Source organism: Autumnicola lenta (assembly GCF_031846515.1).
GTDB lineage: Bacteria > Bacteroidota > Bacteroidia > Flavobacteriales > Flavobacteriaceae > Autumnicola > Autumnicola lenta.
Map to the genome: position 1 here is coordinate 65,107 of NZ_JAVRHO010000006.1, position 23,313 is coordinate 88,419.

Annotated in this window: 20 protein-coding genes, 2 tRNA genes and 1 pseudogene; 10 read left to right on the forward strand and 13 right to left on the reverse strand. The window is 39.1% G+C overall.

The genetic code is table 11. From position 1 onward, the window contains the following. Positions 1 to 18: 18 nt before the first annotated feature. Complete coding sequence (locus RM545_RS05510) at positions 19 to 660, forward strand: O-methyltransferase (protein WP_311494319.1); 642 nt, start codon at positions 19 to 21, stop codon at positions 658 to 660. Between the two features lie 24 nt (positions 661 to 684). On the opposite strand, the gene RM545_RS05515 is transcribed toward RM545_RS05510, so the two are convergent. From RM545_RS05515 to RM545_RS05545, 7 genes are all read right to left on the reverse strand, one after another. Continuing rightward, on the reverse strand, positions 685 to 1,071 hold the full coding sequence (locus RM545_RS05515) for a phosphatase PAP2 family protein (RefSeq protein WP_311494320.1): 387 nt from the start codon (positions 1,069 to 1,071) through the stop codon (positions 685 to 687). Between the two features lie 191 nt (positions 1,072 to 1,262). Beyond that, a complete protein-coding gene (locus tag RM545_RS05520; RefSeq protein ID WP_311494321.1) occupies positions 1,263 to 1,544 on the reverse strand; it encodes a Sec-independent protein translocase subunit TatA/TatB in 282 nt (93 codons plus the stop codon). A gap of 80 nt (positions 1,545 to 1,624) precedes the next feature. Then, positions 1,625 to 3,937, reverse strand: coding sequence for a M1 family metallopeptidase (locus RM545_RS05525; protein WP_311494322.1), 2,313 nt, complete (start codon positions 3,935 to 3,937; stop codon positions 1,625 to 1,627). A gap of 60 nt (positions 3,938 to 3,997) precedes the next feature. After that, positions 3,998 to 4,504: a DUF6702 family protein gene (locus tag RM545_RS05530; protein WP_311494323.1), complete on the reverse strand. Its 507-nt coding sequence runs from the start codon at positions 4,502 to 4,504 to the stop codon at positions 3,998 to 4,000. 163 nt (positions 4,505 to 4,667) lie between these two features. Next, positions 4,668 to 5,315: a peptidase associated/transthyretin-like domain-containing protein gene (locus RM545_RS05535; RefSeq protein WP_311494324.1), complete on the reverse strand. Its 648-nt coding sequence runs from the start codon at positions 5,313 to 5,315 to the stop codon at positions 4,668 to 4,670. A gap of 44 nt (positions 5,316 to 5,359) precedes the next feature. After that, positions 5,360 to 6,151 (reverse strand): peptidase associated/transthyretin-like domain-containing protein, encoded by a 792-nt coding sequence (locus RM545_RS05540; RefSeq protein WP_311494325.1) that lies wholly within the window; start codon positions 6,149 to 6,151, stop codon positions 5,360 to 5,362. Positions 6,152 to 6,176: 25 nt separating this feature from the next. Next, the gene (locus tag RM545_RS05545; RefSeq protein ID WP_311494326.1) at positions 6,177 to 6,974 is read right to left on the reverse strand and encodes a peptidase associated/transthyretin-like domain-containing protein; all 798 of its coding nucleotides are present in this window, start codon (positions 6,972 to 6,974) and stop codon (positions 6,177 to 6,179) included. Positions 6,975 to 7,069: 95 nt separating this feature from the next. Here RM545_RS05545 and pepE point away from each other — a divergent pair, with 95 nt between their 5' ends. Beyond that, on the forward strand, positions 7,070 to 7,777 hold the full coding sequence (pepE, locus tag RM545_RS05550) for a dipeptidase PepE (RefSeq protein WP_311494327.1): 708 nt from the start codon (positions 7,070 to 7,072) through the stop codon (positions 7,775 to 7,777). Between the two features lies 1 nt (position 7,778). After that, on the forward strand, positions 7,779 to 8,693 hold the full coding sequence (locus tag RM545_RS05555) for a glutaminase (RefSeq protein ID WP_311494328.1): 915 nt from the start codon (positions 7,779 to 7,781) through the stop codon (positions 8,691 to 8,693). Between the two features lie 119 nt (positions 8,694 to 8,812). Here the strand turns inward: RM545_RS05555 and rpsT are convergent. From rpsT to proS, 4 genes and pseudogenes are all read right to left on the reverse strand, one after another. Beyond that, positions 8,813 to 9,051, reverse strand: a pseudogene (gene rpsT / locus RM545_RS05560) (30S ribosomal protein S20). Positions 9,052 to 9,083: 32 nt separating this feature from the next. Then, positions 9,084 to 9,155, reverse strand: a tRNA-Glu gene (locus RM545_RS05565). Between the two features lie 68 nt (positions 9,156 to 9,223). Further along, positions 9,224 to 9,295, reverse strand: a tRNA-Glu gene (locus tag RM545_RS05570). A gap of 77 nt (positions 9,296 to 9,372) precedes the next feature. After that, positions 9,373 to 10,851, reverse strand: a complete 1,479-nt coding sequence (gene proS / locus RM545_RS05575) for a proline--tRNA ligase (protein ID WP_311494329.1) — start codon at positions 10,849 to 10,851, stop codon at positions 9,373 to 9,375. A gap of 112 nt (positions 10,852 to 10,963) precedes the next feature. Between proS and RM545_RS05580 the strand changes: the two genes are divergently transcribed. Together RM545_RS05580 and RM545_RS05585 are read left to right on the forward strand one after the other, a co-directional pair. Next, positions 10,964 to 12,130 carry a hypothetical protein gene (locus tag RM545_RS05580; RefSeq protein WP_311494330.1) on the forward strand — a complete coding sequence of 389 codons (1,167 nt, stop codon included), beginning with the start codon at positions 10,964 to 10,966 and terminating at the stop codon, positions 12,128 to 12,130. Between the two features lie 84 nt (positions 12,131 to 12,214). Continuing rightward, a complete protein-coding gene (locus RM545_RS05585) occupies positions 12,215 to 13,702 on the forward strand; it encodes an OmpP1/FadL family transporter (RefSeq protein WP_311494331.1) in 1,488 nt (495 codons plus the stop codon). Between the two features lie 67 nt (positions 13,703 to 13,769). Here the strand turns inward: RM545_RS05585 and RM545_RS05590 are convergent, their stop codons facing one another. After that, positions 13,770 to 15,614, reverse strand: coding sequence for a T9SS type B sorting domain-containing protein (locus RM545_RS05590; RefSeq protein ID WP_311494332.1), 1,845 nt, complete (start codon positions 15,612 to 15,614; stop codon positions 13,770 to 13,772). A 143-nt stretch (positions 15,615 to 15,757) separates the two neighbouring features. Here RM545_RS05590 and folE point away from each other — a divergent pair, with 143 nt between their 5' ends. Genes folE through RM545_RS05615 form a run of 5 tightly spaced genes read left to right on the forward strand, consistent with a single transcriptional unit; the run spans position 15,758 to position 19,573 of the window. Next, on the forward strand, positions 15,758 to 16,435 hold the full coding sequence (gene folE / locus RM545_RS05595; RefSeq protein WP_311494333.1) for a GTP cyclohydrolase I FolE: 678 nt from the start codon (positions 15,758 to 15,760) through the stop codon (positions 16,433 to 16,435). A 37-nt stretch (positions 16,436 to 16,472) separates the two neighbouring features. Then, positions 16,473 to 17,957, forward strand: a complete 1,485-nt coding sequence (gene cysS, locus RM545_RS05600; RefSeq protein ID WP_311494334.1) for a cysteine--tRNA ligase — start codon at positions 16,473 to 16,475, stop codon at positions 17,955 to 17,957. Between the two features lie 4 nt (positions 17,958 to 17,961). Continuing rightward, on the forward strand, positions 17,962 to 18,201 hold the full coding sequence (gene yidD / locus RM545_RS05605; protein ID WP_311494335.1) for a membrane protein insertion efficiency factor YidD: 240 nt from the start codon (positions 17,962 to 17,964) through the stop codon (positions 18,199 to 18,201). 56 nt (positions 18,202 to 18,257) lie between these two features. Beyond that, positions 18,258 to 19,079 carry a prolipoprotein diacylglyceryl transferase gene (gene lgt, locus RM545_RS05610; RefSeq protein WP_311494336.1) on the forward strand — a complete coding sequence of 274 codons (822 nt, stop codon included), beginning with the start codon at positions 18,258 to 18,260 and terminating at the stop codon, positions 19,077 to 19,079. Further along, a complete protein-coding gene (locus tag RM545_RS05615; RefSeq protein ID WP_311494337.1) occupies positions 19,076 to 19,573 on the forward strand; it encodes a DUF192 domain-containing protein in 498 nt (165 codons plus the stop codon). Before lgt ends, RM545_RS05615 begins: the two co-directional genes overlap by 4 nt. A gap of 670 nt (positions 19,574 to 20,243) precedes the next feature. Here the strand turns inward: RM545_RS05615 and secDF are convergent. Continuing rightward, positions 20,244 to 23,270, reverse strand: a complete 3,027-nt coding sequence (gene secDF / locus RM545_RS05620; RefSeq protein ID WP_311494338.1) for a protein translocase subunit SecDF — start codon at positions 23,268 to 23,270, stop codon at positions 20,244 to 20,246. Positions 23,271 to 23,313 lie beyond the last annotated feature (43 nt).

The window sequence follows — 23,313 nt, forward strand, 5'->3', positions numbered from 1 at the left end:
TTGTAAAAAAGTAAAGCAATGGATTTTCTGCCCGATAAAATCGATAACTACATAATTGCCAATTCTCAAAAAGAACCTGAGTTTCTTGCAAAGCTTAATCGCGAGACGAATCAAAAAATACTACAGCCGCGTATGTTAAGCGGACATTACCAGGGGCGGTTACTAAGTATGCTGTCTAAGATCATTCGCCCAAAAACTATTCTTGAAATTGGAACCTTCACGGGTTATTCTGCTTTGTGCCTGGCAGAAGGACTGGCAGAGAATGGGACAATTCATACTATTGATGTAAATGAAGAGCTATATGATTTTCAGAAGAAATATTTTGAAGCATCTGATTACAGCAATAATATTCAGCAATATCTCGGGGATGCCCTGGAAGTAATTCCGCAGATCAATGAAAACTTTGATCTGGTTTTTATAGATGCAGATAAGCCAAACTACCCGGCATATTTCGATTTGATCATTAACAAAATGAATCCAGGAGGAGTTATTTTATCTGATAATGTTTTGTGGAGCGGAAAAGTCGTCGAAGAATTAAAACCAGATGATGAATCTACAAAAGCGCTGTTGATGTATAACGAAATGCTGGCTAATGATACCCGCGTGGAGACAATTATACTTCCTATAAGGGACGGACTTACCTTAACCAGAAAAAAATAGAATAAAATTCTTTATGCTGCAATTCTACAAAGCAAAACGCTTACCTGATCTTTGGTAAACCCAAAAGAAAATAAAGGCCATTATTACACCTACAAAGGCACCCACAAAGATATCTGAAGGATAATGGACTCCCACGAAAATTCTGCTCAGCACAAAAATCAGAGGCCATATATAGGCGAGAAAAATCCACGCCGACTTTTCTTTTAGCACCAACACGATAAAAGTCACGGCTGCAAAAGAAGTAGATGCATGTCCTGAAAAGAAACTATAGTTAGTTGGTTCCTGCAGAATGCGTATAATTTCAATGAGGTCTGGATTATTATTGGGCCGTAATCTTATCGCAATCCCCTTTACCAGATTTGTAAATGCCAGAGTAGTTCCAACTGTGGCAAGCAGAAAAAGTGAAGCCATTAAGGCTTTTCTCCAGTGATAAGAAATAAAAAAAAGGATAAAAAACAGAATGTGTAGCGGAATCCAATTCTCTGGTTGGGTGACAAATATCCAGAAGTTGTCGTGAGATTCAATTCCTAAGCTATTCAGATAAACAAAGAGTTCTCTGTCCCACGTTTGTAGCTTATCCCACATGCTTTTCTACAGAGTAATTATAATTTACGTCTTACAGAACCGGTGATTTCATCGATATCTTCTCTTACCTTATCTATTTCACCTTTAATATCGTTAGACATATTTTTATCAATTCCCTGATTTTCTGCACTCCGCTGGATTTCACCTTTGATATCGTTGGAAGCATTACGGAGCGTCTTCATTCCTTTCCCTAAACCACGGGCAATTTCCGGAATTTTGTCTGCTCCAAAAACCATCACAAGGATGAACATAATAAATGCGATTTCAGCACCGCTAATAAATAATGGTAGTAATAACATAGCACACAAATATATATACAAATATGACCAAAAAAAAAGCCGGCTCGTTAAAGTCGGCTTAATTTTTTAAGTTAAAATTATTATTCCGCGTTTTCCTTAAATTGTTCAAATTGGTTCTTCGTCTCCGTCTCTGGCCAAACATTGTTGGACAGATCAACATCTGCAGTTTCAAGATCCGGATCAATAGTAATTTTTACAATTTCTTTGTCCGTAGCAATCGCTTTACTAACCCGATCATCATTTTTCCTCCAGATTTGAGCAGGATAAGTGACTTTCTCTGCAGTACCATCGGCATATTCATACTCCACGATAAGTGGCATTACTAAACCTCCCGGCTTTTCAAAAACAATCTGATAAAAGTATTTAGGTGTTTTAAGGTTACGACGCTCCTCTTCAGAAAAATTATCCATCAGATATTCCTTAAGGGATGGTGCATTTTCCAATACAGTTTTTCCCTTCATACTTTCTTCAAAACCTTCGCTACCTTCTTCCACTACATAAAGCGCATCAATATCGTCGGGATTGGATATACCCTGACTTCGTAGAAACTCCACAGCCTTCTCTGTTGGCTTATCTGTTACAAAGAGCTTCTGAACCTGCTCAATTCCTATATCCACGTTGTCGGTTCCATAAAACCAACCATTCCAGAACCAATCCAGATCTACACCTGAAGCATCTTCCATAGTTCTGAAAAAATCTTCAGGAGTTGGATGTTTAAACATCCATCTTTGAGCATACGTAGCATATGCATAATCAAATAACTCCCGCCCCATTACGGTCTCTCTAAGAATATTAAGTGCTGTTGCCGGTTTTCCATAAGCATTATTTCCAAGCTGATGCACTTCTTCAGGATTGGACATAATTGGAGCAATAAATTGCTGATTCCCCTTCATATAAGGAATTATTTTGGAAGGTATACCTCTTCTTGAAGGATACTCATCCAATGGCGCTATAGCTTCCGGGTACTCTTCAGCAAATTTTTGCTCTGCCAGAAACTGAGTGAAGGTATTGAGACCTTCATCCATCCAGCCCCACTGGCGCTCATCACTATTCACGATCATTGGGAAATAATTATGCCCTACTTCATGAATAATTACACTTATCATCCCAAATTTTACGCGATCGCTATATTCACCATTTTCATCTGGTCGTCCATAATTCCAGCAAATCATTGGATATTCCATACCCTGATTCTTTGCGTGTACAGAAACTGCTTTATGGTAAGGATACTGGAAAGTATAATTTGAATAACTTTTTAAAGTACTGGCAACTGCTCTTGTTGACCACTGTTCCCAAAGCGGATTCCCTTCTTTAGGATAAACAGAAACTGCCACAACATCTTTCCCCATTACATCTACAGCCATCATATCCAACAAGAACTTTCTTGATGTAGAGAAAGCAAAATCCCTCACCATATCAGCTTTATAGGTCCAGGTCTTTGTTTTACTGGTCATTCCCTGCTCAGCCTTTTCTGCCTCTTCCTGAGTAACAATCATTACAGGCTTATCAAAAGACTTTTTTGCCTGCTCATACCGGTTCATCATTTCACGAGAATACACTTGTTTTCTATTCTGAAGTTCTCCGGTAGCCTCCATGATATGATCTGCAGGAACTGTAATATTTACTTCGTAGTCTCCAAACGGAAGTGCAAACTCCCCGCTTCCCCAAAATTGCATATTTTGCCAACCTTCTACGTCGTTATAAACTGCCATTCTGGGAAAAAACTGAGCGATTACATAGGCCCTATTGTCATCTTCAGGAAAGTATTCGTATCCTGAACGTGCTCTGTTAGTGACATGGTTATTAATGTTGTACCACCATTTAATGGTGAAAGTATAGTTATCCCCAGATTTTAAAGGCTCGGGAAGATCTATTCGCATCATGGTCTCATTGATGGTATAATCCAACGGTTGCCCGTTGCTGGATACTTCTTCAATGTTAAAACCTCCATCAAAAGGCTCTTCAAGATATTGACTAACAAAACGACCCGGAGTAGAAACAGGTGTCATTCCACTTGGATCCTTCTCGAGAGCAGGTGCATCCTTTCTTCGGATGTTTTGATCCAGCTGCACCCATAAATACGTTAATTCTTCCGGAGAATTGTTATGGTAAGTTATAACTTCCTCGCCATCTAATCTGGTATTTTCATCATCCAGCACTATATTCATTTTATAGTCTGCCTGATTTTGATAATAAGCAGGCCCCGGAGCTCCCGATGCAGCACGGTATTGATTAGGGGTTGAAAAAATCTGATAAAGTTGTCTAAATTTGTTCTCATTTATATGCCCTTCCTGACGCTGCGGCTCCTGGCTTTCTCCAGTATTCTCCTGAGCATTAACTCCGGCGAACAGGAACATTGCAAACACTGAACATACTAATCTCATTGTTCTCATTAAGTAATTTTTAATTTAAAGATTGCTAAAAGTAATATTTTCATTGCTAATGAATAAACACTACCCAAAATTAATAACTCCTTTATCCCGGTCTTTATCGAGTAAAAGGCTTTTTATTTGGTCGTCAATTTTTACATGTACCACGTTTTTTTGATCATCATAAAGATCGGTTAAAATAGCATTTTGTACTTCAATCTGCTTAAAATCAGGTACATTCTCTACCTCAACATATAGAATTAATTGATCCCCATCATATTCTTTTCCCAGGTAATTGAGCTTCAGTTCTTCACCATTGATCATAAGATTGAGCTTTTGCGAAAGATACTTATCTATGCTGTTTCTAATATCCCCTGTCTCCTTCTCATGAGAAAGACTGATTTCTTTACCGTAACGCTGATTGAGTACTTTCTGAAAATCATCAATAAATACCCTACTGATAATTTGAAGAGCACCTGAATCCTTTTTGTATTCAATTTCCGTCACACTTAAGAAAAATTCGTGGCGGCCATTCGTCTTAAAGGAAGAAAACAATATGAAGCAAACCAAAATAAGGGTTAAGTTTTTCATTCATAATTTTTTTTAATCTTAGCAAACATCAGTCCAAATTGTAAATTTGAATAAAATCAGGAGCACGTCTTTTATATAGCTCCATAAGTTCTATTACTTTTTCTTCGCTCAACAAGTTCTTAAACCGCGGCTCTTCAGCACAGAAATAAAGAAAACTGATAACTTAAGCTTCAGGTATTTTAAGATCATCTGTGTAGAAAGACAACGGCACCATTTTCTCGGCCTTTTCCAACACAGCCCGAAATTTTTCATTTTTTCCGACCTTCTTCAGCATCTTTATTTCTCCGTTCAAATGCCCAAGAAGCAAATCTACAGGGCTGCCCCCGTAAACTGACATTTTTCGCTCGCTTACCGTCCGAACATCCGGGCCTACACGTTTAAAACCATAATTTTCTTCGATAATGTCCATTTCAGAAATGTCACTTACAAGATTTCCGGTCAAAGAGATATTGCTGATCTTTACTTCCTCTAATTCGTTTATCCCTGGAATCAGCTCCACTTCAAGATAACCTGATTCAAAAATCATCTTATTGATTACAACTGCAAGTTTTTTGTACTGGATTGAGGAAAATTGAAGGGTATCTTTTTCCCTTACCACAATTTCAAATGCCCCGGAAGTAGAATTAATGGTTCCGGTATTGGTATTTTTATTAATAATATTTATAAAACTTCCTTCCAGGGAATCATTTAAAATTCTTCCCTGAAGTTTTATACTTTCCTGACTCCATGCCGGTGAAAGATTCGCAATGCATATAAATCCAAAGAGCATTATGCTCCATTGGAAACTTTTAATCTCAGAAACAGATCTCATTAGCAAAATTTGATGATGGTGATGAAAAAAGCAATGAGCAAAATTTATTCTGAATCTTTCCCATTCAGAAATTCAGGAGCATATTTCATGTAAAACTCCAACAGATCCAATCTGTTCTCCTCTTTTAAAAGATACTTCAGCTGATGATTTTCTGCACAATAATAAACGAAATTAATAATTTTATCTTCCGGAATTTTTAGCTCTTCAACAAAAAAACGGGTAGAAAAAACAGCTACACCTTTTTCTACCATCTGCTGAAGTTTTTCATTTGCAACTATTTTTTTCAGCTCCTTTGTCCTTCCGGTGATGGCATTGATCAAGGGATCGAGACCAGCTGACGCTCCTGCACCATTTGAAACAGATGTAGATATATTAGTAGCAGTGGCCGTGTAAAGTCGCCTTTCTGCAGCACTAAGAGGTGTTCTGTTAGCATTGGGAATTCCAAATTGGGAAATACTGTAGGTATCCATTGCACCTATATCCCTGCTCAAATTTCCAGTAAGATCGATATTGCTAATTTTTACCTCGTCCAACTCGCTTACTCCCGGCACCAGAAGTACTTTTAAATATCCTGATTCGATCACTGTTGGAGTGACTACAACTTCCAGCTTTTCATACTGAATTGAAGAAAACTGAAGGATATCATTTTCTTTTACCTGAATTTTAAACTCACCCGAAGAAGAGTTTATAGTTCCGATATTTGATGTTTTGTTGATAATGTTGATAAACGAACCGTCAAGAGAATCGTTGACAATTCTTCCGTTTAACTGAATACTCTCCTGGGCAAAATTTAAAAATGGGATAAAAAATATAAGGACAATAAAGTTTTTCAGCATAAAAAAAGGTAGATTTTCTGCGTCTCTAAAATTCCTGCCTGTACTGCTCTTTCTGTTCAAAAAGAAACTGCATAATTTCCAAATCGTTCTTGGTATTCAGGAATTCCTGGGTTAGACCATTATCTATAACGTATAAAAGGAACTGGTTGGTATGTTCCCCGGCAATATTAAGGGTTTCTACGAAATAATCTTCACCCATACGTAGCCAAATTTGATCTGCCAGCTTCTGGGGAGAAAGCTTTTCCTCTTTTCTCCCATTTTTGCCGTATTCCTTAAAAAGTGCTCTAAAAATGTTTGCGAAATTTAGGCCCTGGTAATCACTAGCCGTCACATTTCCCATCGCATCGTTGCGCACATAACCGGAGCGGTATCGCTGTGGCATACTTTTTAATCTCTGGAGTTCTGGGGTAGAGACCCACTCTTTCTCACCACCTACCACCCTGATTCTTTTAACATCTACCTCTATAATTCCTGAAAGGTCGCTTATTTTCACCTCAGGAAGGTCATTAACTGCAGCATTTAAGTTAACAGTCATCACCCTTTCTTCCATCAGGTTTTCTGTCACTGTTATTGCAAAATCCTCAAACTGTACCGCCGAAAAAACAAGACTGTCGCCTTGCCTGGCCAATATCTGAAAATCACCATTTCCATCTGTAACCGTTCCTGATCGTAAGTTTTTATTGAAAATTGTGATTCCACCAGCATCATCACCAGGCGGTACTAGAATACGTCCATCCAGAACAGTCCGGCTTTCCTGTGCACCCATTACAGCAGGTAACAGAACAAAAAAGAGGATGAAAAAATGACGTACTGCAACTTCCATTCTTTAAAGTAACGATAGTTCCCTCTAATAATGACAAATAGTAGTTTAAATTCCTCTTAAAAAAGCAATTTTTCTACTTTTACAAAAAGTATACTATGAAAAACGCCATTCTTGCAAGCACTTCAACTTTACACGACCAGAAATACCTTGAATACCTCCTTCCGGAGATAAAAAAGCTCTATAAAGAAACTTCAGAAGTGATTTTTATTCCGTTTGCAAGACCCGGAGGAATATCCCTGAATGAATATACAGAAAAAGCGAGCGAGGCCTTTAAAATGGCAAATATCGACCTCAAGGGAATCCATGAATATTCTAATCCCGCTGAAGCTCTGGAAAATGCAGAAGGTATTTTTACCGGTGGCGGGAATACTTTTCTTCTGGTTTCAAAATTATATCGTCATAAATTGATGCAACCCCTAAGAGAGACAATTTTATGCGGAACTCCTTATCTGGGAACGAGCGCAGGAACCAATATTGCAGGTTTAACGATGCAAACCACTAATGATATGCCCATAGTCTATCCTCCAAGCTTTAAAACACTTGGAATTATCCCTTTCAATATTAATCCGCATTATTTGGATCCCGACAAAAATTCTACTCACAAAGGGGAAACCAGAGAGACAAGGATCAAAGAATTCCATACGATCAACACTCAACCTGTTGTAGGTCTTAGAGAAGGTAGCTGGCTGGAGATTATTGATAATAAAATATCGTTAAAAGGAAGCCTTAGTGCCCGAATTTTTAAAAAGGATAAATTACCTTACGAATTAGATACAAACAATACTTTAACAGATCTTAATTAAAATGGATTATCAGAAAATTCTTGACTCTATTTATGAGGAAATGAGTTATCGGGATGTGACCGGTAAAGTAGCCTCCTACATTCCTGAACTTGCCAAAATCGATCCTAAAAAATTCGGAATGCACCTCTACTGTGGGCAAAAGCAGCACTATGGTTTTGGTGATAGTGAAGAGAACTTCTCTGTACAAAGTATCACCAAGGTTTTTACGCTGGCGATGACGATGAACATTATGGGAGAAGACCTTTGGAAACGTGTAGACGTGGAACCTTCAGGCAATCCATTTAATTCTCTTACTCAATTAGAACAGGAAAGCGGGATTCCGCGAAATCCTTTTATTAATGCCGGAGCCCTTGTAATATCTGATATACTTGTAGATCATCTGGATAATCCTAAAGAAGATCTTCTCAATTTTGTACGGAAAATTACCCGTGATGATGACATTCATTATGATCCAACTATTGCTGCTTCAGAAAAATCTACCGGATATAGAAATATTGCGCTGGCAAATTATATGAAAGCATTAGGAAATATTAAATGTGATGTAGATCCAATCCTGGATTTTTACTTTCACCAGTGTTCCCTGGCCATGTCGTGTAAAGATCTTGCTAAAGCTTTCATGATTTTTGCCAATAAAGGGAGCATTCTGGAAACGGGAGAAAACGTCCTAAAACCGGAAATCGTAAAACGAATAAACGCTCTTATGCAAACCTGTGGCTTTTACGATGAAGCCGGTGAATTTAGTTTTGAAGTTGGTCTCCCGGGGAAAAGCGGTGTAGGTGGTGGAATTGTAGCCATACACCCCGAAAACTATTCTGTTGCAGTCTGGAGTCCTATTTTAAACCCCAAAGGAAATTCTGAATTAGGAATGAAAGCTCTGGAAAGATTGACAACACTCACGGGAGTTTCGGTATTCTAAGCTGAAAAATTGAATCAAAAGATCTCAACACTTCTCTCTTACCTAAGAATCTTCTGTAAATAAAAAAATGCTTTCTATTTTCACAGAAAGCATTCCCTATAAATTGAACACTAGTAAATTTAAAGCGCAGCTACATGTTTAGTCAATTGAGACTTAAGGTTTGACGCTTTATTGTCATGTATAATATTTTTCTTCGCTAATTTGTCTACCATAGAAACTACAGAAGGCAATAATGCTTCGGCTTCCTGCTTATCAGCTTCTTGATAGCATTCCTTGTAGTTTTGTGCTGGTAACGGTTTCTAAGACGTTTAGCCTCATTACTACGTATCCTCTTTAACGATGACTTGTGATTTGCCATTACAAATTCTGTTTAAATTATTTTCTTAAAAGTAGTCCGTAGGGGAATCGAACCCCTGTTACCAGGATGAAAACCTGGCGTCCTAACCCCTAGACGAACGGACCATAAATTATTTCAAATATCGACCTTTTCAGGTCTGCCTCTGTACAAATAACTAATTTTGTACCTCTTGTAGTCCGTAGGGGAATCGAACCCCTGTTACCAGGATGAAAACCTGGCGTCCTAACCCCTAGACGAACGGACCGTTTTTTGTTTAATTGCGGATGCAAAAATACAACTATTTTTGAATGGCGCAAATGTCAAACAAAAAAATTTCAAAATTTAATACGCCTTTGCAAATAACACTCTCTGGGAAGAAGGTTTTCCTGTCAATACACAACTCCCCTCTTCTTTTTCCTGATTGAATGGCACACAGCGTATTGTGGCTTTTGTGAGCTCCTTTATTTTGTTTTCTGTCTCTGGTGACCCATCCCAATGAGCGGAGATAAAACCTCCTTTTTCTTTTAAAACTTTTTTAAATTCATCGAAAGAATCTACTTCAGTAATATGTAAATCCCTAAAAGATTTAGCTTTTTCAAACAAAGAATCCTGCATCTCAGTCATTAGTCCGTTTACCTTTTCTACCACCTCATCCTGATTTACAAATTCTTTGGTAAGAAGATCCCTTCTGGCAAGTTCCACTGTTCCTTTTTTGATATCCTTTGGACCAATTGCCAGACGCACCGGCACACCCTGAAGCTCATATTGGGCAAATTTCCATCCCGGCTTTTGTGTGTCGCGATCATCATATTTCACAGAAATACCTTTAGCTCTTAAATCTGAAGCTAATTGATTGGCTACTTTAGAAATTTGATCCAATTGATCTTCACTCTTATATATTGGCACAATCACCACTTGTATCGGCGCAAGGTTTGGAGGAAGAACTAGTCCGTTATCATCACTATGAGTCATGATAAGTGCACCCATTAGCCTTGTAGAAACACCCCATGATGTTGCCCAAACATGCTCAAGTCCACCCTCTTTAGAGGCAAATTTCACATCAAATGCCTTTGCAAAATTCTGACCGAGGAAATGTGAAGTTCCCGCCTGTAAGGCTTTTCCATCCTGCATAAGAGCTTCAATACAATAGGTTTCTTCTGCACCTGCGAACCGCTCATTTTCGGTTTTACTTCCTTTAACCACAGGAATAGCCATGAATTCTTCAGCAAAAGTGGCGTAAATATTGTTCATCTGCATTGCTTCATCTAAAGCTTCCTGCTTTGTAGCATGTGCGGTATGTCCTTCCTGCCAAAGAAATTCTGCAGTACGTAGAAATAACCTCGTTCTCATTTCCCATCGAACAACGTTTGCCCACTGGTTAATGAGAATAGGCAAATCCCTATAGGACTGCACCCAATTTTTATAGGTGTTCCAGATAATAGCTTCTGAAGTAGGTCTTACTACCAACTCCTCATCCAGCTTTGCATCAGGATCGACCATTAGCTTTCCGGGTTCATCTGGATTATTCTTTAGACGATAGTGTGTTACCACCGCACATTCTTTCGCAAAACCTTCAGCATTTTTTTCTTCAGCTTCAAAAAGGCTCTTCGGCACAAAAAGTGGAAAATAAGCATTTTGATGTCCTGTTTCTTTAAACATTTTATCCAGTTGAGCCTGCATCTTTTCCCATATCGCATATCCATACGGTTTTATAACCATACAGCCGCGCACAGCCGAGTTCTCTGCGAGATCGGCTTTTACAACCAGTTCATTATACCATTTTGAATAATCTTCACTTCTGGCAGTTAGTTTCTTCCCCATTAATCAGTTATTTGGCACAAAACTTGTGTTTTGTTATACACAGGTTAAATCCTCTGTTAGTTAGCGCAAAACTAACTATTTTTGTAATGTTCAACAATAAAATACAATGCTAATGATACGCAATGACAAGAAATATCGACAGTTTTCCTTCTTCATGGCCCCTGTATTTTTGCTATTGTTAGCATCCTGCGGTTCTTACGAATATACAGGCTACGGCAACGATGGCATTTATGGTGATGAGAATCCTGATGTTCGCTATGACCGCAGGGCTGATAGTCGACAGGATAGCTATACAGAAGAGCAAAATAACAATAACAGCAGTGAGTACTATAAAAACCTATTTGCTGAAAAATCTCAAATGTACAATGATGTTCTGGAAAACGGCGCCATTTTTACTGATGTAGAATCTTATTCTTCTACAGAAGGTCAGGATGAAGAGTACTATGATGATTCTATCGCCTACACTGGTGGTTATGCTCCATGGGGAGGGGATCCTGATGAATATACTGTTAACATTTATAATAATGGCTGGAATGGCGGATTTATGAATCCTTACCGTTGGGGCTGGGGTAACAGATTTGGATATGGGTACGCCGGATATGGAGGATTTTGGGGAGACCCCTACTGGGGAGGATGGGATCCTTTTTGGGGACCAGGATTTGGACATCCATTTATGGGAGGTTATGGAATGGGATTTGGACACCCTTTTATGGGCTACGGAATGGGCTACGGCTGGGGTTATTCCGGTTTTTACAATCCCTACTTTTACAATCGCGGCATATTTAACCGTGGCTGGTATGGATCTCCATATTACGGCCAATATGATAACAGGCGCGATATTGCTTTCAACGAAGGAAGAAGAAACTCAAGACAATCTTATTCTGACAGGAGCACGAGAAACTCTTCTGTTAGTACAGCACGCGCAAGGAACTCCTCTTACTCGCGAAGCATAAGGGAAATAAGAAACAACAGAACTGCAGATTATAGCGGTTCCCGAAGCAGGTCTGCAAGGTCTTCTAATGACGATTCTAATGTCTATAGCAGAAGTGCCACCAGGTCTACCCCTGTAAGAGTAAATTCTGAATCATCAAGAGGAAGTAATTCTTCTTATGAAAGGTCTTCTTCACCAACCAGAAGTAGAAGCACACAAACCAGATCTTCAACTCCTACAAGAAGTAGCAGCGGAAGCGTGAGAAGCTCCAGCAGCTCAGGAAGAAGTAGTTCTGGCACCAGAAGTTCTGGTGGAGGACGTTCGTCTTCAAGAGGAGGCAGAGGATAGGATAATATAATTTCATTAAACATTCGACCTTACAGCCTAACACTGTAAGGTTTTTTGTAATACCCATTTAAAATCTTCCATATTATGAAAAAGTTACTTTTAACCGTCTGCATTGGCTTGCTCTCGCTCTCATACGCAGCAGGACAGACTACTGCAGATGCTTACAGATATTCTTCAGAAGAATTAACCGGAACAGCACGTTACCGTGCCATGAGCGGAGCCTTTGGTGCTCTTGGTGGTGATTTGTCTGCGCTAAGCACCAATCCCGCCGGTTCTGCGGTTTTTTTGAATAGTTTCGCAACTGTTACTCTGGACCACCGGAATTCTGAAAATGCCGTTAATTATTACAATGGATTAACCACAAGTGAAAGATCAGATTTTAATTTTTCACAGGCTGGTGGTGTATTAGTATTTCAGGGAAACGACGACAATCCATGGAGAAAATTCACTCTGGGTATTAATTTCTCTGAAACCAACAACTTTGACGATAATTTTATTGCGCGGGGAACCAGTAATGCTTCAATAGATGAATATTTTCTAGGCTATGCTGAAGGTCTTCCTTTGGATTTACTTGAAAACAGGGACTACTCCTATCTTGGAGAAATAGAAGGATATGGTGCACAACAGGCATTTTTAGGATATCAGGGATATATTATAGATCCGGTTAGTACAGATCTTGACAATACTTCTTACACCTCGGCTATTGCAGAGGGTAGTTTTTCTCAAAATTACGCTATGGCATCGACAGGGATGAACGGGAAATTGTCTTTTAATTTTGCAACACAGTATCAGGACTTCCTTTATTTGGGTTTAAACCTGAACAGCCACTTCTTAAACTATGAAAGCTCTTCGATTTTCACTGAATCCAATAATAACTCTGGCAGCAATACTTCTTATGTAGAGTTCGAGAATAATCTTAGCACAACTGGTGATGGATTCTCTTTCCAGCTTGGTGCCATTGCCAAAGTAAACAACAGTGTGAGATTAGGTGCTTCTTACGAATCGCCTACCTGGTATAACATAAGAGAAGAAGGCATGCAATATTTGGAAACTGATAATGACGTGGAAGGCACAACCGTAGTAAATCCTGATGTCCTGAATGTCTACCCGGATTATACTTTAAAAACTCCAGGGAAGTACACAGGAAGTCTTGCTGTATTATTTGGAGGCAGTGGATTAGTTAGTTTTGACTATTCTTACAAAGATTACACAACGATGGAATTTCAACCTACAAATGATCCGGATTTCGGTATCCAGAACCAGGATATTGCGAATAACTTCCAGGCTGCATCGAGCTACAGGCTTGGTGGTGAATATCGTATCCAGGGCTGGAGTTTACGCGGTGGATATCGCTTTGAAGAAAGTCCCTATAAAAATGACAGTACCTTAGGAGAAGTAACCGGATATTCCGGGGGGCTTGGATATAATTTTGGTTCGGTTAAACTCGATCTGGCTTACAATCTTACAGATTATACAGAATCAAGGGAATTTTATAATGTCGGATTCACCAACACAGCAAATATCGAACGTGATATTTCTAATTTTGTAATTTCCCTAAGCTTCGGTTTATAACTAAAACAGTTTTAAGATAAAAAAGGTCTAAAAAAAGTGAGACGGTCTCCTGCTTTTTAGACCTTTTTTATCTTATGAGACTAAAGTTACCGCTGAATTCTCCCTTATTACCGGTAAGCTCATCCACAAATATTATTTTAAACCAGTAATCATCAGCAGGAAGATCTTTTCCATTGGTTGTTCCATCCCATCCTGCTCCTGCAGGAGATATTTGCTTTAACAACTTGCCGTATCTGTCAAAAATATAAATCACTCTAGTGGTCACCCCAGCTTCATCAATTACATTCCAGGTATCATTATACCCATCAGAATTTGGTGTGAAAAAGCGCATGTATCCTATGATATTAAATTTTTCAGAACTGGTCATACCACAACCGTTGACCTCCCTTGCACTAATAACGTGCGCTCCGGGATTTACATTTCTAAAAACTGCACCAGATTGCCAGCTACCGTCATCCAGCTGATATTCATATTCTGTCGCACTACCCAAGCCCTGCACAGCCTCTGCAGTAACCGTGGCGCCACCGGTAAAGTCACTCCCCTCTACGGTAATAAGAACTTCAGCAGGTGCTGAATAATACTGTATTTGGGTTTCAAAATTTCGACTGCATCCGGTTTCATTATCGGTAAGTATTAACCTGTAATTTTCTGCAGAAGGAACTTCAGAAAAAATAAGGACAGGCTCATTGGAAATAATTGCACCAGCACTTCTCCATTGATAGGAATATGTAGAGCCAAGGTCATTCCCTAATCTTATATCATTTTGCAAACCTCCATCTGGTCTTAAGCAGACCTGCGTAATTTCACTCAGGTTCACTTCAGGAAAAACCGTCTGATCTAAACCAAAGGAAACCAGGCTGGATCTACAACCACTTTCAACACCTAAGACCTGTGCAAAAATCTGCTCACCTTCTTCCCAAATATATGCTGATGGTGAATTGACGGGTATATCTTCATCTGCTGCCTCTTCTGACTCATAATAAAGTACCCTGTAATTTTCACGATCTGAATTTCCGGATAAAATTTCGGCAGATGCCTGCGTCAAATCCACGGGCTCACCTTCTCCGGCGCAGATAAGGAAATCGGCCGGTAAACTGGCTACAGGCTCATCATAAAAGTTGACGTCTACATTATCCTCTGCGGTATCATCACCATCAGAATTAGTCACTACCACTCTATAATTTCCGCTCGAAAAAACACTCAAAGTCGGACTGGTCTCGCCCGGAAGAAGATCATACGTAGCTAAATCCTCATTGTATACAAACCATTCATAATCTGTCGCTCCCTCTGTTTCACCATCAAGAATAATTTCCTCTTCACCACAACCTATCCTATCATCTCCTAATGTGCTCTCCAGAATACTACAATCTGTCGCACCCGCACCCGGCTGAGAAGAATTTGTTTGTTGAAGACTTATATATCCCGGCGACTCAGAAAAATTGGTTATAAGTACTATATAAATATCATCGGCCTGGGCGTTATTAATAGTCATCGCTTCAACAGCCGATTCAGAAAAACTACAGTCCACGAGGTTCAGATTACTAAGAGCTGCATCATTGCAATAATCTTCATCCTCATTAAAAGGACCCCACACTGCAAAATCTACATCAAGACTCGCTCCTGAACCATCCCGGTTCTGAAACTGAGAAATCTTAAACTCCAGATTTCCTGAATTTTCTATCTGAAGATAAAACCAAGCCGGGTAAGGCTGAGAAAGAAGACAACCATAATAAGGACCGGACTGGCCCTGGGCCAAAGAACCACTAGCAAAGTTTGAATTCGGAAAAACCAGTTCCTGATCCCCGGCACAAAAAGGTTCAACCTCTTCACATAGACTACCCTGTCCATAGGAACTACCAGTCACAACAAATAGAAATATCGCAAATAAGTGTTTGAAAAATCTGGATTTCATCAAATATTAGGTCTTATGCAAATTAAAGAATAAAATCCCAATACTTTTTAGTATGCTTTTATTTAACTACTATCCTAAAAGCTTATAAATATGTATCTTTGCAAGCTCAACTGCCGGTTTACGACTATTATTGTAAAAATAGGATGAAAATAGATAAGATTTTGAACGAAATAGATGAAATTGGAGAAGCGCATGCAAGTAGTAGTGCTGAAACCCCGCTTCGTGACGATGCTTTTGAAGTAAGCGACTTAGAAAAGATTGAACTTATTAAACAGGATGTAAACAGCATCATGAAAACCCTTGGTCTTGATCTGACCGACGATAGCCTGAAGGGAACACCACAGCGAGTGGCAAAAATGTTTGTTAATGAAATTTTTTCCGGTCTTGATCCTAAGAGAAAACCTAAAGCATCAACTTTTGATAACAAATACAAGTATGGAGAAATGCTTGTCGAAAAGAATATCACGGTTTATTCAACATGTGAGCATCATTTACTACCTATTGTAGGAAAAGCACATGTGGCATACATCTCGAATGGATCGGTTGTTGGTCTTTCTAAAATGAACCGTATAGTAGATTATTTCGCTAAACGTCCACAGGTACAGGAGCGCCTTACTATGCAAATTGTCCAGGAATTACAGCGCGTACTTGGAACCAAAGATGTTGCCTGTGTAATAGACGCAAAACATTTATGTGTTAACAGCCGGGGCATTAGGGATATCGAAAGCAGCACGGTTACCAGTGAGTTTGGAGGAGCGTTTAAAGAAAAAGAGGTTAAACGTGAATTTTTAGATTACATTAAACTGGACACGACTTTCTAACTAGCTGTACAATTTTTCTTAAAACAACAAGGTATTTATGGCGCTTTACCAGGAACAAAGCTTAAAGATTTACAACTCCATGACGGGTGAAAAGGAGAAATTCACTCCTATTAATGAAGGTAATATTGGAATGTATGTTTGCGGCCCAACCGTTTACAGTAATGTGCACCTTGGCAATTGTAGGACTTTCATTTCTTTTGACCTCGTTTTCAGATATCTCAAACACCTGGGATATAAAGTACGATACGTGAGGAATATAACAGATGCCGGACATCTGGAAAATGACGCTGAAACAGGGGAAGATCGCATAGCAAAAAAAGCACGCCTTGAGCAAATCGAACCCATGGAAGTTGTGCAACGCTACACTATTGATTTTCACAACATACTCGAGAAATTTAACAATCTTCCCCCCAGCATTGAACCCACGGCCACCGGGCATATTGTTGAGCAAATTGAAATCATTAAAACTATAATTGAAAATGGTTTTGCTTACGAAGCAAACGGGTCAGTATATTTTGATGTCCTTAAATTTAATGAGAAAAACAATTACGGCAAATTAAGCGGCAGAGCCATTGAGGATATGATCGCAAATACAAGGGAGCTTGCTGCACAGAGCGACAAGAGAAATCCGCAGGATTTTGCACTTTGGAAAAAGGCAGAACCCCAGCATATAATGAGATGGCCTTCACCATGGAGTGATGGTTTCCCCGGCTGGCATTTGGAGTGTACTGTTATGAGTACGAAATACCTGGGTGAAGAATTTGATATTCACGGCGGCGGAATGGATCTGAAATTCCCACATCACGAGTGTGAAATTGCCCAGGGAGAAGCAGCAACAGGAAAAAGCCCTGTTAATTACTGGATGCACGCCAATATGCTTACCTTAAATGGCAAAAAAATGGCAAAAAGTACAGGTAACAATATTTTGCCTAACGATATTTTCAGCGGAAACAATGATATTCTGGAGAAAGCTTTTTCCCCAAATGTGACCCGGTTTTTTATGCTTCAGGCGAATTACAGGAGCATTCTTGATTTTTCCAATGAAGCGCTTTCGGCAAGTGAAAAAGGCTTTAACAGATTAATGGAAGCCTATCATTCTATAGAAAATCTTCCGGTGAGCGATTCATCATCTTTTTCTTTACAAGACTGGAAACAGTCGTGTTATGATGCTATGAACGACGACTTCAACAGCCCTACAGTCATTGCGAAATTATTTGATGCTGTTAAGAACATCAATAACATCAAAGAAGGAGCATCCACTATTACTTCCGAAGATAAAGAAGCTTTAAAGAAAACAATGTCGGACTTTATGTTTGATGTACTTGGATTAAAAGATGTTCTGGAGGAGAAAAACGACTCTACAGATAAACTTTCCAGTACTATTGAACTTCTTATCGGTCTAAGAGCTGAAGCCCGTGCAAATAAAGATTTTGCCACGAGTGATAAAATCAGGGATCAGTTACAGGAGATGGGCATCCAATTGAAAGATGGAAAAGAAGGCACTACGTTTTCCTTAAATTGATACTGTGAAGCGGTGGCTGGCATATCCATTTATAATCCTGGTAAAATTTTACCGGAAATTTATTTCGCCACTAACCCCTGCCACATGTCGCTATACTCCTACCTGTTCGCAATATACACTCACTGCCCTTGAGAGGTTTGGAATGTTTAAAGGCGGATGGATGAGTTTAAAAAGGATGTTTAGCTGCCATCCCTGGGGAGGTTCTGGATATGATCCTGTACCTTCAAAATCTGCACATAAATGATATGGCAGAAACGTTCAAATATGTATATTTACTCTCCTAACAAATAAATTCCCTTCATGTTATTCAACGCCATACAATGGAATCCTTCAGAAGGCCTGGATCTGGGTTTTTTTATGCTTCACTACTACAGTTTAATGTTCCTAATCGCCTTTGGGTTGGGATGGTATATCATGAAAAGCATATTTGTTAGAGAAAAGATCGAAATTGAGAAACTGGACTCCCTCTTTATATACACCGTGCTGGCAACTCTTATTGGAGCCAGGCTCGGCCACGTTATTTTTTATGACTGGGATTACTTTCAATATCACCTGCTGGAAATATTCCTGCCCGTAAAATTTGAACCGGAATTTCAGTTTACCGGATTCCGAGGTCTTGCTAGTCATGGAGCGGCGCTGGGTATAATTGCAGCAATGTTCCTGTACAAAAAACGGATTTTAGATAGACCCGTTTTATGGATATTAGACAGAGTTGTTATTCCCGTAGCCTGTGGAGGAATATTTGTAAGAATCGGGAATTTTATGAATTCAGAAATTGTTGGTAAACCTACCAATTCTGATTACGGAGTTATTTTTCAAAATTTAGGAGAGACATTTCCGCGGCATCCCGCCCAGTTATACGAATCGGTATGTTATTTGGCAATTTTCAGCTTCCTTTGGTATTTGTACTGGAAGACAGAAAAGAGATTTAAAATCGGCTATATTTTTGGAGCTTTTCTTGTCCTTCTTTGGACGGTGAGATTTTTTATTGAATTCCTTAAAGAGCCACAGGTAGAAGAACGTGCTGTATGGCTGCTTAATACCGGGCAATGGCTAAGCATCCCATTTATATTGGCTGGATTTTATTTCATGTTCAGATCCACTAAGAAACGTATGCTATGATTGGCAGAAATAGTTTTGTGATTCTTTTCTTCTTCGGAATATTATGTACCGGGTGTAAAAGTGAATCTGAAGAACCTGAAAGTATAGAAACAGAACCTATTGTTTTTACCAAAGAAGCGGAATTATACCTGATTAAGCCTGAGGGCGACACAATTCAGAAAATCGATATTGAAATTGCCGATAATGACTATGAAAGGGAAACAGGTCTCATGTACCGGGAGAGTATGGAAGAAAACCAGGGAATGCTTTTTGTTTACGATACCCAGTCTCCCCGTAGTTTTTATATGAAGAACACTTATTTCCCCTTAGATCTTATCTTTTACAACAGCGACAGTACCGCGGTAAGTTTCCAAGAGAATGCGCAACCTCTAAATGAAGATCATCTGCGATCGGGAGAAGCCGCTCAGTTCATTCTCGAGCTCAATGCCGGCCTTGTGGAGAACTGGAATATTGAAGAAGGTGATACATTTTCTGTAGTCACAATAGAGGAATAACAAGCCATTCCGATAAGCGTTACCACCCATCCAGGCTGTTTAAAGCATGCCTGAAAATGCCAATTATCGGCCTTTAAATTGTTCGGAGTCGATAAAGCAAGAGGTAAATATCACCTTCAGAATAAGTTCGGATAAAACCTCAAGAAGTACTGGCTGAAAAAGGCAATTATAAGCCCTAGAATTACTTGGAATCAGGTAAAGATAGAGGGAAATATCACCTTCAGAAAAAGTTCGGATAAGACTTCAAAAAGTACTGCCTAAAAATGCCAATTATCGGTCTTAGCATTCTTCAGAATTGGATAAAGCAAGAGGAAAATATCTCCTTCGGAATAAGTTCGGATAAGACTTCAAAAAGTACTGTCAGAAAAATGCCAATTTTCGGCCTTAGAATTCTTCGGAACTAGATAAAGCAAGAGGAAAATATCTCCTTCAGAATAAGTTCGGATAAAACTTCAAGAAGTACTGCCAGAAAACGTCAATTATCGCCCTTAGAGACATTTAAACCTATAAAAAAAATTGGCAATAACTTTCCACCTCCTTAGCTTCGAAATATTGTCAACAAAGAGAGGCTTTAAAATGCCAATTATCGCCCCGGAGGCACCAAAGAAGGAATAATAAAAAAGGCTCCCCTTGTGGAGAGCCTTTCTTTCAGTATTATAATTCAGAAGAATTAAGCTGTAGTAGTTGTACCTGCTTTCTCTGGTTCTTCTTCATTCTTCTTTTTCTTCTCAATTTTAGATTTATCTGTTACACTATCGAACATGATTGGTGTAGCAATAAAAATAGAAGAATATGTACCTACAATTACACCTACTATAAGCGCAAACATAAATCCTCTGATGCTTTCTCCTCCAAAGATGAAGATTGCAAGCAACACGATTAAAGTAGTAAGCGAGGTGTTTAAAGTTCGGCTTAGTGTACTATTAAGGGCACTATTAATTGTTTTACCTAATGGCCAGCTGGAATGCTCATTTACGAATTCCCTAATCCTATCGAACACTACCACTGTATCATTCAGGGAATATCCAATTACAGTAAGAATTGCAGCAATAAAAGCCTGGTTAATTTCCATGCTAAAAGGCATCACTTTATAAAGCAGGGAGAAAATACCCAGAACAATTAGAACATCATGGAATACAGCGGCTACCGCACCAAGGCTAAACTGCCATTTTCTAAATCGCAACAAAATATACAGGAAAACAACAATCAGTGAGCCCAAAACTGCCCAGAATGACGCATTCTTAATATCATCTGCAATAGTAGGTCCAACCTTCATAGACTGCATAATTCCAAGGGATCTACCTCCAGAACCAGCGGTAAAATCGTCATATGACAGATCTGTTGGCAGGTAACCTTGTAAAGCTTCATATAGATTTTGCTGAATTTCTTCATCTACTTGTGCTCCTTCATCATCTACACGGTAGTTTGTGGTAATTTTAAGCTGATTATTTGGACCAAATGTTTTTGCTTCAGCACTTCCAAAGACAGCAACAAGATCCTGTTCCACTTCAGTAGGATTAACATCCTGATCAAACCTTACAGTATATGTTCTCCCTCCTACAAAATCAACACCCTGATTAAGTCCCTGTACAAATAAAGATCCGATGCTAATAATAACAAATATAGCAGAAGCTACATAAGCGATTTTCTTTTTCCCCAGGAAGTCTATGTTCATATTCGTGAACAACTTCTTAGTAGCTCCAGTTGAGAACGACAGGGATTTTCCATTTTTCCCATATCCGTCAATGAACAGCCTGGTGATAAAGATTGCAGTAAAAAGAGAAGTTGCAATACCAATTAATAACGTGGTAGCAAAACCTTTAATTGGCCCTGTACCTAATATTAATAATATAAAACCGGTTAAACCTGTAGTTATGTTCGCATCGAGAATTGAAGAAAGAGCATTGCTAAAACCATCCCGAATAGCATCTACCTGTGATTTACCTTTAGCAAGTTCTTCTTTAATCCTTTCAAAGATAAGTACGTTAGCATCTACCGACATACCTATTGTCAACACAATACCTGCAATTCCAGGTAAAGTAAGTACGGCTCCCAGACCCGCAAGAATTCCAAAAATAAACAAGATGTTTACCACTAAGGCGACATCTGCAAATATACCTGCCTTACCATAGTAGAACACCATCCATATAAGAACAAAAATAAGTGCTATAGCAAAAGAGAGTACTCCACTGTTAATGGCCTCCTGACCTAATGACGGTCCTACTATTTCACTCTGAATAATTTCTGCTGAAGCGGGAAGTTTACCGGCACGTAAAACGTTTGCTAAATCCTGACCTTCAGTAATTGAAAAATCTCCTGAAATTTCACTTCTACCTCCCGAAATAGGTCCGGTAGAAACACCAGGAGCAGAATAGACAATGTTATCCAGTACGATAGCAATATTACTTTGCTGATTTGAAGCCTGACCAGTCATTTCCTCCCAGATCTTAGCTCCTGTACCGTCCATTTGCATAGAAACAGCCACATTACCTAACTGGCCGTAAGTTTGCTGTGCATCTGTAATTACACTACCACTCAAAGGAGGCTCCATATTACGGTTACCCTTTAAAGCATAAAGACCTACAGTACCTGTTTCTTCGTCCGGCACACCCCAAACAAATTTTGCGTATCGGTGCTCGGCGGGCAATAAAGATCGTACTCGTGGTCTGCTCAAATAATCATTAACCTTTGCCGTATCGGCGACTGCAAATGTGGCAAGTACCGGGCTTCCCTGGAAACCTGGTGATTTTATAAGTTCAAATAAAGGATTGTTTCCGGTGGCTACTTCTGTAGTATCTTCAGCATCTGCAAGAAGTTCACTAATATCTTCATCTGCGGCAGTTGTTGTATCTGTAGCAATAGTATCTGTAGTTTGAGCAGCCTCCTGTTCATTATCCACAATATCGGCCAGAACATTGTTTGCTTCAAAAAGAAAATTCCCCAGTTCTGTATTTTTGTAGACATGCCAGAACTCCAGTTGGGCTGTACTCTGTAAAAGATTTTTAACCCTGTTTACATCTTTGGCTCCCGGCAACTCAACAAGTATTCTTCCGGAATTTCCTAACCTCTGAATGTTTGGCTGGGTAACTCCAAATTTATCAATACGTTTACGAAGCACTTCAAAAGCCGAAGTAATAGACTCATCAACTCTACGTCTAATGATTTCCTCTACCTCATCATTGGACATGTCAGGATTAATTTCATCACTAAGAGCTTTATTAAAGAAAACGTCCGGAGAAGCTAAACGCGCATCTGGAATGGAGTTAAATTCTTCAAAAAAGAGATCTATATAATCTTCCTGACTATCTGCCTGAGCTTCGTCGGCCCGGCTTATAGCCTGATTAAATGATGGATCGTTTGTATTCTCTGTCAGACCTTTCAGAATATCTCTAACAGAAATCTGAAGAATAACGTTAATCCCACCCTTAAGGTCGAGACCTTTATTTAATTCTTTTTCCTTTGCACTATTATAGGTAATCCCTGCAATAATTTCTTCATTTCCAATAGAATCAAGATATCTCTGCTCCTCAGCATCTCTTAACTCAGAGTAATCCTCTACTTCTTCACTAACTCTTCGTTCTGCATAATCTTCAGCATCGTTTTCAACTTTATTGCTTATAAAGGTAAACGACAACTGGTATAGACATACCAGTCCAAATAAAATTGCAAAAACTTTGATAAGTCCCTTATTCTGCATTATTCCTTAAATTATAATTAAATAGGTCTATTTTAAAAACGGA